This is a genomic window from Streptomyces aureoversilis, from assembly GCF_042657885.1.
GTDB classification, from domain to species: Bacteria; Actinomycetota; Actinomycetes; order Streptomycetales; family Streptomycetaceae; genus Streptomyces; species Streptomyces aureoversilis.
In genome coordinates, this window is record NZ_JBHSKJ010000003.1 from 294,583 (window position 1) to 307,274 (window position 12,692).

General features: G+C 73.6%; 12 protein-coding genes. 4 read left to right on the forward strand and 8 right to left on the reverse strand.

Going from position 1 to position 12,692, the window contains the following annotated elements; translation table 11 throughout:
* The first annotated feature begins 77 nt into the window (after positions 1–77).
* Entirely contained in the window at positions 78–503 is a 426-nt protein-coding gene (locus ACFPP6_RS06850) for a hypothetical protein (protein ID WP_382038217.1), read from the forward strand.
* 46 nt (positions 504–549) lie between these two features.
* Here ACFPP6_RS06850 and ACFPP6_RS06855 read toward each other — a convergent pair whose 3' ends face one another.
* The 3 genes from ACFPP6_RS06855 to ACFPP6_RS06865 all read right to left on the reverse strand — a co-directional run bounded on the left by ACFPP6_RS06855 (position 550) and on the right by ACFPP6_RS06865 (position 5,705).
* Entirely contained in the window at positions 550–1,431 is an 882-nt protein-coding gene (locus ACFPP6_RS06855; RefSeq protein ID WP_382038218.1) for a YceI family protein, read from the reverse strand.
* Positions 1,432–1,554: 123 nt separating this feature from the next.
* Entirely contained in the window at positions 1,555–2,835 is a 1,281-nt protein-coding gene (locus ACFPP6_RS06860; protein WP_382038220.1) for an SWIM zinc finger family protein, read from the reverse strand.
* Entirely contained in the window at positions 2,832–5,705 is a 2,874-nt protein-coding gene (locus ACFPP6_RS06865) for a DEAD/DEAH box helicase (RefSeq protein WP_382038222.1), read from the reverse strand. The genes ACFPP6_RS06860 and ACFPP6_RS06865 overlap by 4 nt, the downstream gene beginning before the upstream one ends.
* Before the next feature lie 252 nt (positions 5,706–5,957).
* Here ACFPP6_RS06865 and ACFPP6_RS06870 point away from each other — a divergent pair, with 252 nt between their 5' ends.
* Positions 5,958–6,992, forward strand: a complete 1,035-nt coding sequence (locus tag ACFPP6_RS06870; RefSeq protein WP_382038224.1) for a fatty acid desaturase family protein — start codon at positions 5,958–5,960, stop codon at positions 6,990–6,992.
* Between the two features lie 67 nt (positions 6,993–7,059).
* Positions 7,060–7,242, forward strand: a complete 183-nt coding sequence (locus ACFPP6_RS06875) for a hypothetical protein (RefSeq protein ID WP_168097070.1) — start codon at positions 7,060–7,062, stop codon at positions 7,240–7,242.
* A gap of 15 nt (positions 7,243–7,257) precedes the next feature.
* Here the strand turns inward: ACFPP6_RS06875 and ACFPP6_RS06880 are convergent, their stop codons facing one another.
* From ACFPP6_RS06880 to ACFPP6_RS06895, 4 genes are all read right to left on the reverse strand, one after another.
* On the reverse strand, positions 7,258–8,274 hold the full coding sequence (locus ACFPP6_RS06880; protein ID WP_382038225.1) for a TolB family protein: 1,017 nt from the start codon (positions 8,272–8,274) through the stop codon (positions 7,258–7,260).
* An 18-nt stretch (positions 8,275–8,292) separates the two neighbouring features.
* On the reverse strand, positions 8,293–9,579 hold the full coding sequence (locus ACFPP6_RS06885) for an MFS transporter (protein ID WP_382038227.1): 1,287 nt from the start codon (positions 9,577–9,579) through the stop codon (positions 8,293–8,295).
* 2 nt (positions 9,580–9,581) lie between these two features.
* Entirely contained in the window at positions 9,582–10,583 is a 1,002-nt protein-coding gene (locus tag ACFPP6_RS06890; protein WP_382038229.1) for an alkaline phosphatase family protein, read from the reverse strand.
* Between the two features lie 210 nt (positions 10,584–10,793).
* On the reverse strand, positions 10,794–11,057 hold the full coding sequence (locus ACFPP6_RS06895; protein WP_382038516.1) for a hypothetical protein: 264 nt from the start codon (positions 11,055–11,057) through the stop codon (positions 10,794–10,796).
* A gap of 124 nt (positions 11,058–11,181) precedes the next feature.
* Between ACFPP6_RS06895 and ACFPP6_RS06900 the strand changes: the two genes are divergently transcribed.
* On the forward strand, positions 11,182–12,096 hold the full coding sequence (locus ACFPP6_RS06900; protein WP_382038231.1) for an oxygenase MpaB family protein: 915 nt from the start codon (positions 11,182–11,184) through the stop codon (positions 12,094–12,096).
* Here ACFPP6_RS06900 and ACFPP6_RS06905 read toward each other — a convergent pair.
* Complete coding sequence (locus tag ACFPP6_RS06905) at positions 12,079–12,606, reverse strand: PadR family transcriptional regulator (RefSeq protein WP_382038233.1); 528 nt, start codon at positions 12,604–12,606, stop codon at positions 12,079–12,081. The two genes, ACFPP6_RS06900 and ACFPP6_RS06905, sit on opposite strands and share 18 nt — an antisense overlap.
* Positions 12,607–12,692: the final 86 nt, after the last annotated feature.

Genomic DNA, 12,692 nt, shown 5'->3' on the forward strand with positions numbered 1-12,692 from the left:
TCCGGATCCGGGGTGGAACGTGTAGCGGTTCCGTCACCGCCCGCCGGTGTCCGCACGCCCGGCGGGACGCTGGCCGCATGGCCACTCCACCTGGACCGCCGTACGGGCCGCCCGCGGGTCCTCCTCCGGGCGGCTTCGGCCCCGCCCAGCCGCCGTGGGGCACACCGCCGCCTCCGCCTCCCCGCCGGGGCGGAGGCGGGCGGCGTGCCGCCCTGCTCGCCGTCGCGCTGGTGGCGGCGGCCGGGCTCGGCCTGGGGGCCGTCCTGGTCGTCGGCGGCAAGAGCGGGGAGCCGGGCAGGCCGGGCGACGGGAGCGAGCCCGGCGGCCCGGGTGCGGCGACGTCGTCGCCTTCGCTCACCATCCCGAGCGGGTTCCCGTCGCAGTGGCCGACCGCCCTGCCGTCCGGTCTGCCCAGCGGTCTGCCCACGTCCTTGCCCACGAGCCTGCCGAGCGGCCTCCCTTCGGGGCTGCTCCCGTTCGCCGGCGACGGCGGCCGGGGCTGACGGCCGGGCTCACCGCCGCGCTCACGGCCAAGGGGCGTTCGGGGCGTCAGCCGGCCGGCGGCTGCTCCGGAACGGCCTGGATGTCCAGCTCGATCCTGATGGTCGCGCCGATCATGGCGATGCCGCGCCGGAGCATGGAACGCCAGTCCAGGGTGAAGTCCTCGCGGTGCAGCTCGGTGGAGGCCGAGCATGCCGTGCGGGTCTCGCCCATGATGCCGGTGCCGATCCCCAGGTAGCGGGTGTCGAGGGCGATGTTCCGGCTGACGCCGTGCAGGTTGAGCACGCCCTGCACGGTCCAGTGCGAGCCGCCGCGGTGCACGAAGCGCTCGCTGGTGAACTGCATGTACGGGTAGTTGGCGACGTCCAGGAACTCCGGCGAGCGCAGGTGCTCGTCGCGCTGCGCGACCCCCGTGTCGATGCTGGCCGTGTCGATCACGACGTCGATGCGGGAGTGCCGGACGTCCTCCGCGATCCAGAGGGTGCCTTCGAAGCGGTTGAAGCGGCCGTGCACCTCGGCCAGGCCGATGTGCCGGGCGATGAAGCGCACCGCCGTGTGGTCCGGGTCGATGCGCCACGCGCCCGGCGCGGGCATGGGCGGCGCCGGGGCGAGCTCCATCGCGAGGGTGCCGAGCGAGGTGCGGGTCTCCTCGGCGCAGGTGACGGTGCGCAGGACGGGCCGGAAGCCGTCGGCCGTCACCGAGACGCTGTACTCGCCGGGGGCGACGGTCGTCGCGAAGCGGCCGTGCGGGTCGGTCTGACCGTGCACCACTTCGCGGCCGCCCGCGTCCCGCACGGAGACCTCGGCTCTGTGCAAGGGCGACTGCATCGGCTCCACGACGATGCAGTCGAGGGCCCCTGCTCCGAGCGGAATCGTCGCGGCCTCCGGGCGAGAGGTGCGAGTGAACCGGCGGAGCAGGGCGAAAGTCATCCCAAAGGGCCTTTCGGTGACGAGAAGGTGATTGAACTGTAGATCACCATAATCTGTCGCTGATAGGCAAAATCCTCGGGGTTGCCTATGAAAGCTCCCTTTTTACCCTTCCTTGCCTTTGAATCACCGGTCTTCGGTGAGGAGTGCGGCGAGTGCGGCCGCCGGGTCGTGGTCACAGGGCCCCGCGGGCAGCCAGCGGCCGCCCTCCTTGCGGTAGGGCCACCACCGGCCGTCCCTCCCGTAGCGCAGCTGCGCGGAGGTGCCGACCGCGGTCCACCGGTTGCGCACGGCCCGCAACTGCGGAGCCTGCTCCTCCTCCCAGGCGCCGGCCAGCCGGGCGCGGGCGCGGGCGAGCCCCTCGCCCTCCGGAGTCCACTCCTCCTCCAGTACGGCGAGGGAGGCCGGCCCGCCGTACTCCCAGGCGCGTACCGCCCGCGCGAGCTCGGCCCGCTCCCGCCCGCAGCCCGCCGCGAGCCGGGCGGTGACGCGGTCGTCCGCGCCGGCCGCCGCCAGGCGCACGGCGTCCTCCCACAGCGTGAGCTCCCCGGCGACGGGGGTGCCCTCGTGACCGGTGGCCAGCGCCTCGGCCAGCAGCTGCCGGGCCCGCGCCGCGGCGTCCGCGACCAGGAACTCCAGCGCCGCGGGATCCAGTCCGGGCGCGGGCGCCACGTCGCCGCTCAGCACCGGAGGGCGCGCCGGTCCCGCCACGACGGGAGGCGGATCCGGCAGCGGGGCCACGAAGGCCGCCGTCGCGAACGCCTCGGCCGCAGGCACCCCGGAGGGCGCTTCGGCGTCCTGCCCCGGTCCGCCGCCGGATCCGCGCGCGGCGTTGCGCGCCTGCAGCTGCTCCAGCAGCTCGCGTTCCCCGCGGCCGCGCATCAGCAGCAGGACGAACGGGTCCTGGTCGAGCAGCAGTGCCATCTGGTGGCACAGCGCCGCCGTGTGCGCGCAGTGGTCCCACGCCCCGCACGTGCACTCCGGCTCCAGGTCCCCGATGCCCGGCAGCAGTTCCACCCCCGCCGCGAGCGCGTCCTCGGCCAGGTGCGGCGGTATGTCGCGGTCGAGCAGTGCGGCGATGTGCCCCGCCTGGCCCGCCACCAGCTCCAGGAGGCGCTCCCAGTCGGCCGTGCCGAACTCCTGCACCACCACGTCGGCGCGGTACGGAGTGCCGTCGCGGTCCCGTACGACGGCCGTGATGCGCCCGGGCCGCACCGAGACCGCGCCCACCGCGCCCGCGCGCGCGTGTCTGCGCCCGGCCTTCACCTGCTGGCCGTCCAGCGCCGTGTCCTCCAACGCCTTGAGCCACGCCCGGCCCCACCAGGTCCGTGCGGAGCTCCGCACGCGCTCGGGCGGCAGCGCCTCGAAGGTGCGCTCCAGTCTCTCGCCGGCGTCCTGTCCGCTCAACGTCCGTTCCCCCTCAGTGCGACGAGATCCGCCAGCTCGGCGTCGGTCAGTTCGGTGACGGCCGCCTCGGCGGTGCCGAGGACGGCGTCAGCCAGGGCCTGCTTGCGGGTGAGCATCTCGGCGATGCGGTCCTCGACCGTGCCCTCGGTGACGAACCGGTGCACCTGCACCGGCTGCGTCTGGCCGATCCGGTACGCGCGGTCGGTCGCCTGCGCCTCGACGGCCGGGTTCCACCACCGGTCGAAGTGCACGACGTGCCCGGCCCGGGTGAGGTTCAGGCCCGTACCGGCCGCCTTGAGCGACAGCAGGAAGACGGGCACCTCGCCGTCCTGGAAGCGGCGCACCATCTCCTCGCGGCGCGGGACGGGCGTGCCGCCGTGCAGGAGCTGCGTGCTGACGCCCCGTGCGCCCAGGTGCTGCTCCAGGAGGCGTGCGGTCGCCACGTACTGCGTGAACACCAGCACGCTCGCGCCCTCGGCGAGGATCGTGTCCAGCAGCTCGTCCAGGAGCTCGACCTTGCCCGAGCGGCCGGCGATCGCCGGGGACTTCTCCTTGAGGAACTGCGCCGGGTGGTTGCAGATCTGCTTCAGGCCGGTCAGGAGCTTGACGATCAGGCCGCGCCGTTCGAAGCCGTCCGCGCCCTCGATCTCGGCGAGGGCCTCCCGCACCACGGCCTCGTACAGGCCCGCCTGTTCCTTGGTGAGCGTGACCGCGCGGTCCGTCTCGGTCTTCGGCGGCAGCTCCGGCGCGATGCCGGGGTCGGACTTGCGGCGGCGCAGCAGGAACGGGCGGACCAGCGTCGCGAGGCGCTCGGCCGCGGCGGGGTCCACGCCGCCCTCGACGGCCTGGGCGTAGCGCCTGCGGAACCGGCTCAGCGGGCCGAGCAGCCCGGGCGTCGTCCAGTCGAGGATCGCCCACAGCTCGGAGAGGTTGTTCTCCACCGGCGTGCCGGACAGCGCCACGCGCGCCTTCGCGCCGATGGTGCGCAGCTGCTTCGCGGTGCCGGAGTACGGGTTCTTGACGTGCTGGGCCTCGTCGGCGACGACCAGGCCCCAGGCGGTGCCGGCCAGCCGCCGGGCGTCGAGCCGCATGGTGCCGTACGTCGTCAGCACGAACTCCCCGTCGGCCAGCCCCTCCAGGGACCGTGCCGGGCCGTGGAAGCGGCGTACGGGGGTGCCGGGCGCGAACCGTTCGACCTCCCGCTGCCAGTTGCCCATCAGGGACGCCGGGCAGACCACCAGCGTGGGGCCGGCCGCCTCGGGCAGCGTCTGCCGGTGCAGGTGGAGCGAGATGAGGGTGATGGTCTTGCCCAGGCCCATGTCGTCGGCCAGGCAGCCGCCGAGCCCGAGGGAGGTCATCCGGTGCAGCCAGTCCAGGCCGCGCAGCTGGTAGTCGCGCAGCGTGGCGGCGAGCCCGGCGGGCTGGGGGACGGGCTCCTGGGACCGCTCGGGGTCGGCGATGCGGTCGCGGAGCGCGGCGAGCCAGCCGGTGGCCCGGACGTCGACCTGCGGGCCGTCCTCGCCGTCGCCCTCCTCCACGGGTGCGCGGCCGGTCAGGGCCGCGCCCAGCGCTTCGACCGGCGTGAGCTTGCGGTCCTGCCGCTCGCGGGCGCGGCGCACCGCCTCGGGGTCGACGAGCACCCACTGGTCGCGCAGCCGTACGGCGGGGCGGCCCGCTTCCGCGAGCCGGTCCAGCTCGGCCTGCGTCAGCTCCAGCCTGCCGACGGCGAAGCGCCAGCCGAAGGTCAGCAGCACGTCGGCCGAGAGCAGTGACGGCATGCCGGACCGCTCGTGGTCCGGGCCCGCGCCGTCGTCCTCCGGGGGGCCCACGACAGCCCGCGCGGTGAAGTTGCGGACGAGCTCCTTGGGCCAGTGCACCTCGACCCCGGTGGCGTCCAGGGCCGCGGAGGCCGCCCCCAGCAGCTCGCCGACCTCCTCGTCGGCGAGGTCGACGGCGTCGGGGACCGCGGCGGAGAGCAGCGGGGCGAGTGGCGGCCAGGCGTGGGCGGCCCTGCGCAGCGCGAGGAGCGCCTTCATCCGTGCGTCCCGGCCGAGCGCGGCGGCCGTGGGCGACTCTCCGGACCACACCTCGGCGGCGTCCGCGACGAGCGCGGCGTCGGAGAGGCTGTGCAACTGGAGCACGGCCCGGAAGCGCGGGGCCGGGTCCTCTCCGGCGAGGGCTCCCAGCGCCTCGACGCGCAGCGAGAGCCGTACGCCCGCATCGTGGCCCGCGGCGACGCCGGCGGCCCACGCGCGCTGCTCGGGCAGGCGGCGCGGCTCGGGCGCGGCGAAGGCGGGGCCGCCTGCTGCCAGGGCAGCTGCGGGGGAGCGGGGCAGCCCGTCGGCGACGGCGTCCAGGAAGGACCGCACGAGCAGTTCGGGCTCGGGCAGCAGCAGGGGGCCGGGGCCCGGGAGCGGCACGGCGTGCGCCGCAGGCGGCATCGCGGCGGCCAGCTCGCGTACCCGGCGCAGGTCGTCGGCGGTGAGCGGGCCGACCCGCCACGCGTCGTGATCGGTCTCCGACAGGCCGGGCAGCAGGCGCCCGCGCGCGGCCATCTGCAGGGCGAGCACGGCGGCGGCGCCCCAGAAGGCGGCCGCCTCGTCGGCCCGCGCGGCCCGGGCGCGGGTGAGGACCGGCAGGGCGTCGCGTACGGGCAGCACGGCGGCCCGTACGGTCGTGGTGGTGACGTCGGTGCCGTCCGGGACGGCAATGGTCAGTTCTTCGACGCCGCCGGGGGAGGCGGGCGGTTCGTCGTCGGGGAGCCAGAAGGCCACCCGGCCGGTGCGCGCGGGGTCTCCGGGGAGGAAGACCGCCGAGCACCGGGCGAGCCGGGAGATCTCGGAGGGTGTTGCGGCAGAGGGCGGTGTCACAGCGCTGCGCATTCCTCAAATTTGACTAGTCGGGGTCCGAGCGCCCGAGGGTACAGGACGCACGCGCCGGGCGAAGGTCACCGCAGAGTGAGCCGCGCCACATGCCGGAGGTGAGGTGTACTCATCCCCCCTGTGCCGTGCGGGGGCTTGCCCCCGCAGGAGCCGGGTGGTGACTCCATGGCCGCGACCCACTCCGGTCCGTACGTTCGGTGAGGTCAGCCCAGCCCAGCCTGCCGACCGTCCGGAGACCCCATGCCCCAGGCCACCACGCTGCTCGCGGAACCCGCTGCAGGCAGCGACTTCGCCCCGCTCCTCCGCCAGGTCCGGGGACAGGGCCTCCTCGACCGCCGGAGGGGCTGGTACGCGCGCAGCATCGCCGTGAACCTCCTGGCGCTCGCCGCCACGGCCGCCGGGATCGTGCTCTGCGGCGACTCCTGGTGGACCCTCCTGCTGGCCGTTCCCGCCGCCCTGTTCTGGGCCCGCACCGCCTTCGTCGGGCACGACAGCGGACACGCCCAGATAACCGGTACCCGGCGCACCGGGCGGCTGATCGGCCTCGTCCACGCGGACCTGCTGCTGGGCATGAGCTACGCGTGGTGGAACGACAAGCACAACCGCCACCACGCCAACCCCAACCACGTCGACAAGGACCCCGACGTCGGCGTCGGAGCACTCGTCTGGACCCAGCGGCAGGCCGCTCAGCGACAGGGCTTCACGCGGTGGCTCACCCGCAACCAGGCCCGCCTCTTCTTCCCGATGCTCCTGCTCGAAGGCCTCAACCTGAAGATCTCGAGCGTGCGCGACCTCAAACGGCACAGCCCGGCGGAACGGCGGACGGAGGCCGTACTCCTGGCCCTCCACGCGGCCGGCTACGCCACCCTGCTGCTGTCCGCGATGTCCCCGGGCAAGGCCCTCGCCTTCGCCCTCCTCCATCACGCCCTCTTCGGCCTCCACCTCGGCATGGTCTTCGCCCCCAACCACAAGGGCATGGAGATGCCGGACCCGGACGACGGCGCGCGCCGGGGCCACCTCCGCCGCCAGGTCCTCACCTCGCGCAACGTGCGCGGCGGCCTCGTCACCGACTGGCTCATGGGCGGGCTGAACTACCAGATCGAGCACCACCTCTTCCCCAGCATGCCGCGCCCCCACCTGCGCCTCGCCCGGCCGCTGGTCCGCGCGCACTGCCGCGCGTCGGGGCTGCCGTACACCGAGACTGGAATCGTCGACTCGTACCGCCAGGCGCTGCACCACATGCACGCGGTGGGCGCCCCGCTGCGGACCGGCTGAGGAACCAGGCGCCGCTGCCGGGCGTTCTCACGGACAGAGCGGCAGCCGTCGCGAAGGAGGCAGGGACATGAGCAACAGGGCCAAGGTCGCCGTCGGAGGCGTGGCGGTCGGAGTCATCCTGCTGTGGCTGCTGCCCTTCTGGGCCGCACTGCTGGTGATGGTCGGGGTGCCGGTCGGCGCGTATCTCCTGCTGGACTCCTCGCAGCGCAAGAGGCTGCGCCGGGTGTCGCGCAAGGAGCTGGGACGCTGACGGTCCCGGAAGGGGTCAGCCGGTGAAGGCCGGCGCCAGCGCCGCGGGCATCGTGATCCGCGGGCTGCCGGATCCGTCCGCCGGGACGGACCACAGATCCGATCCGTAGTCGCCGGGCAGCGCGTAGACGAGGGTGTGCCCGTCCCGCCACACCGCCTGGTCGTCGATGTTGCGCCGCTCGGCCGTCGCGGTCTCGCGCAAAGTGTGCAGATCCAGGACGTACAGCCGCCAGGGCGCGTCGTCGGGCGCGCCCTCGACGCGCTTCTTGTAGGCGATGCGCGTCCCGTCCGGCGAGAGGGACGGGCACTCGACGTTGGAGTGCAGCGAGCGCAGCGTCCGGTCGGTGCGGTCACCGCGCACCAGGTGCGTGCGCCCGCCCGTGGCGACGGTGGCGTAGAAGTGCGTGTCGTCGGCGAAGGTGACGCCCCAGACGTTGATGTCCGCCGCCTTGTGCAGCCGGCCGTCCAGGAAGAACCGGTAGTCCTCCAGGTTGCGGTCCAGCGCCCAGCCGTCCAGGTCCAGGACGGAGGTGCGGGTGGAGAAGTTCGTCCCCGCGTACGAGTCCCCGCTGACGAAGACGGTCCAGGCGACGGAGCGGCCGCTGGGGGAGACCCGGGCCCGGGTCGGCACGCCGGCCAGGTCGTAGCGGCGCAGCTCGCGCAGCCGGGCGTCCAGGACGACGGCCCGGTAGCCGTCCCGGAGCCTGCCGTGCACCGCCTGCAGGCAGATCCCCGTCCCGCCGGCCGAGTGGAAGCGCAGGCAGCGCACCCCGGACGAGGTACGGGGTCCTGCCGGGTCGGCGGCGGGCACCGAGGCGATCTCGTCGCGGTGCGGCCCCCAGGCCATGTTCCGGAACACGCTCCGGCCCGGCGCGTCCAGGACGACCTCGCCGCGGCCGACCCGCGGGCCGCCGGGCCGCGCCCGGTCCTTCTCGGCGGCCCGCCCGGCGGCGTGCAGCGTGGCGGCCAGCGCGACACCGCCCAGGACCAGCACGGCCGCGACGAGGATCAGGAGACGGTTCTTGAGGTTCATCAGGGCGGTCCTCGTGGTTCAGCGGACGGGCGCCGGAGGGCCGCCCGCGGGCAGGGGTTTCGCAGGGCGCAGCAGCAGTGCGCTGACGGCGGCGGAGACGGCGAGACCGGCTGCTGCCGCCTCCAGCGCCGTGCGGTCGCCCCACGCCGTCCAGGCCGCGCCGAAGGCGAGCGAGCAGACGAAACGGGCGGCCGCCTGCCCGGTCTGGACGACGGCGAGCCCGCTGCCGCGGACGGCCTCCGGAACGGCATCGGCCGTGGCGGCCGCCAGAACGCCGTCCGTGGCCGCGTAGAAGCCGCCGTGCAGGGCGAGCGCCGGCCACAGCAGAGCGGGCGGGTCGCCGAGCGGGACGAGGAGCATGGCGTACGCCCCCAGGAGCGCGAGGTGGCCGCAGAGGAACAGCCGCCGGCGCCCGAAGAGGTCGGCGACGGCCCCCAGCGGGACGGCCAGCAGGAGGAAGGCGGTGGCTGTCCCCAGCGGCAGGAGCGGGAACCAGGCGTCGGACAGGTCCAGCCGGTGCTGCAACGTGAGGTACAGGAACGAGTCGCTGACGGTGGTCAGCCCCAGCAGCGCCGCGCAGGCGGTCAGCCGGCGGATTTCCGGGCGGCGCGAAACGGCTCGCAGGGGCGCCCTGACCGCAGGTGTGCGGTGCTCGCGGGAGGCGGCGCGGCCGGGCACGAAGAGCAGGAGGACGAGCACGCCGAGGACGGCCACGCAGCCGCTCACGGTGAACACGGCGTCGTATCCGCCGGCCGCCGCCCGCAGGATGAGGAAGGCGATCAGGGGGCCGAGCAGTGCGCCCGCGGTGTCCATCGCGCGGTGCACGCCGAAGGCCCGGCCCCGGCCGGCCGGTTCGCAGGCCAGCGAGATCATGGCGTCGCGGGGTGCGGTGCGCAGGCCCTTGCCCGTACGGTCGGCGGCGAGCACCGCGCCGATCAGGGGCACGCTGTGCACGACGAGCAGCAGCGGCTTGCACAGGGCGGAGAGGCCGTAGCCGGCGGCGGCCACGGCCTTGTGGCCGCCCGGTCCGCGGTCGGCGAACCTGCCGCCGATCAGCCGTACGAGCGCGCTGATGCCGTTGTGGACGGCGTCCAGCAGACCGAAGCCGAGGGGCGACAGGCCGAGTTCGGCCACCAGGTAGAGCGGCAGGACGGCGGTGACCATCTCCGAGGAGACGTCCGTGACGAGGCTGACGGTGCCCAGGGCGAGCACGGCCGCGGGGACGGCGGCCCGCCGGCCGGGGGAGGGGGCCCGGCCGGCGGTGTCGGGGACGCCAGGGGCGGTGCGGCTGTCCGCGAGGTACACGGTCAGCTGTTCCAGATGCCCGTGATGTCCTTGGCGCCCGCTGCCTGCCCGGCGTGCGCGGTGCCGTACATGTCCTCGATGGTGCGCAGCACGTCGTAGTGGTTGTAGGTGGTGCCGGAGGTGGAACCGGCCTTGACGGGCTGTCCGTGGAAGACGGTCGGGATGCGGTTGCCGCTGAGCCGGTTGTCCTCGTCGAAGGTGATGAGGAGCAGGCTGTTGTGGGTCCTGGCCCAGTCCGCATAGCCCTTGAGGTTGTTCTTCAGCCAGGTGTCGCCGGTGCCCACGGAGCAGTCGTGCATGTCGCTGCAGAGGTTCGGCACGACGAAGGAGACGGTCGGCAGCTTGCTGTAGTCACCGGGGAAGGCACTCATGGTGTGCGCGGTGCTGGTGGGTACGTTGCTGAAACCGAACCACGGGTTGTGCTTCTGCGCGTACTTGCCGCTCTTGCAGGTGGTGGATCCCTCGGCGGGCAGGGACTCGTTGTAGCTGGCCCAGGTCCTGCCCGCGGCGACCAGTTCGGAGGCGAGGTTGGGCTCGTCGCTGAAGCCGGGAGTGACACAGCTGTCGTCGGTGACGCCCTGGGTGTCCCCGGAGAACAGCGCGTAGTAGTTGGGCTGGCTGGGGTGCGTCTCGGCGTACGACGCGGTCAGGCTGGCCCCTCCCGCGGCGAGGGAGTTGATGTAGGGCGCGCTGGAGCTGCCCATGACCTGGCTGTAGGCGCGGTTCTCGAAGACGACGACCACGACGTGGTCCGGGGTGGGCACGGCCGCCGCGGCGGAGGAGTCCGGGCCCCACAGGCCGACGGAGACGGCGGCGAGGCCGAAGGCCGTGGCCAGGGCGCCGTGATGACGGCGGCGGGGGCTGCGCGGACCGGGGGCGTGGGCGGGTGCGGCGGGCACGGTGTCCTCCGTACAGGCGGGCGGCAGGCGGGCACTGGCGGGGAAGGTGCTGGGCGGGGCGGCGGCCGGGGGCGTGAGGGAAATGTAGAGCGGCGCGCATGACATGTACACGCCTTCAAGGTGACGGCTTCGGGAACATGCGCCCAGCGGCATGCGACAGCCCGGTATGCGTGGGGACGCGTTACGGAGGCTGTCCTGCGCGCCTGCGGAAGGCTGTTCTGCGTATGCGGGGAGGGGATGTACGGCATGCGCACGGAGCCGTCCTGTGTGCCGTACGTTTTCGTTTCCCGGCCGTGTGCGATGCGCGGGCGTGCCTCAGGCGGCGGGCAGGCCCAGCAGTTTGCGCGCCATGTGCTGCGGTGTCTCGTCGTGTTCACGGGCGAGCGCGATGACCGCGCGGCATGCGAGCTCGTTCACCCCGAAGCAGAGCGCTTCAGGGGAGACCCAGCGGGCCGCCTCGGCGCTTCTGTCGTGGTCGTCCTCGGCGCACGCCGCCACATAGGCGGCGGCCGCCTCGAAGAGATTGCGCTGCCGCGCGGCGGGCGGCGGGGGCTGCGGCGGCTGCCGGGCCTCCTCGATGCGCTTGCGGAGCTTGTCGAACACCGATCGTCACCTGCCTCCGCGAGCGTCCGGGCCGTGGTCGTTCAAGTGTGCCCGTCACCCGTAGAGTTGAACCTCCGACGAACGAAGGGGCGACCGCCGAGTGAAGCGCTATGACCGGCTCAAGGAGATCCGGGGAATGGATCCGGAGCGGGACTTCTTCAAGATCTACCGGATGATGGCGACCCTGGAGTTCCCCTGGGACATCACCCGCGCGCTGGAACTCGCCCTCTACAGGACCTATGCAGTGCCCAGTATCGGCCGTCTCCTGGCCGGGACGGGCGAGTTCCCCGACCGCACGCAGAAGCGGTACGACGACACCGCCCTCCTGCTCGACGCCGTCGTGGAGCACGGTTTCGACAGCGAGAGCGGCCGGACGGCGATCCGCCGAATCAACCAGATGCACCGCAGCTATGACATCAGCAACGACGACATGCGCTACGTCCTGTGCACCTTCGTCGTCATCCCGGGAAGATGGGTCGACGCGTACGGCTGGCGCCGGTTCTCCGGGCACGAGCGGCATGCCATCGCGGCGTACTACCGCACCCTCGGCAAGCACATGGGCATCCAGGACATCCCGGGGTCCTACGCGGAGTTCGAGCGCTGCCTGGACGCGTACGAGGCCGAGCACTTCGGCTGGGACGAGGGCGGCCGCCGCGTGTCCGACGCCACGCTCGACCTGATGGCCTCCTGGTACCCGCGTCCGCTCGCCCCGCTCGTGCGCGGCGCGAGCCGTGCTCTGCTCGACGACTCCCTGCTGCGGGCCTTCCGCTACGAGCAGCCGCATCCCGCCACCCGCGTCCTGGTCCGCGGAGCCCTGCGGGCCCGGGCCAAGGCCGTACGCCTCCTCCCGCCGCGCCGCGTCCCTCACTTCGTGCGCCAGAACCCCGAGATCAAGGGCTATCCCAACGGATATGCCGTTGCGGAGCTGGGCACGTTCCCGGCCGCCCGGCGAGGCGCGCGGCCGGGCTCCTGCCCGGTGCCGCACGGACGGACCGCTTCAGACGCGGCGGAGTGAGCCGATCGTCTCGCGCAGCCAGGTCAGCTCCGCACGGCTGGTGGCGCGGGCGATGGTGAGCACGCCCCGCCGGAAGGGATCCTCGATCTCCTCGGCGTGCAGCGGCCGGTCGCCGGCGTAGAAGAAGCTCGCCGGCTGCTGGAGGAAGGCGAGCCGCCGTTCCAGGACGGCGGCCTGCCCCGCCGGTTCGCCCAGGTGGCGCAGGAACGCGAGCACCGTGAACCAGCGGTTCTCGTCCGTGATGTCGTTGTCGGCCGGCTCCGCGAGCCGGTGCCGCAGCTCCGCGCGGCCGTGCGACGTCAGGGAGAGGACGTGCCGCGGGGCGGCTCCGGAGCCCGGCCGGGTCTCCCGGGCGAGCAGCCCCGCCGACTCCAGCCGCTTGATCGCCGGATACAGCGAGCCCTCTGCCACGGGCTTGACGTGCCCGGTGAGCGCGGCGATGCGCTTGCGCAGCTCGTAGCCGTGCAGCGAGGCGTCGTAGAGGAATCCGAGGATGGCGAGTTCAAGCATGGCGGTATTCAACCCGACAGCCGGTGTATATCGCTATGGCGGTACATCGAGATCGATGTATGGTGATGATCCAGTACGGAATCGCT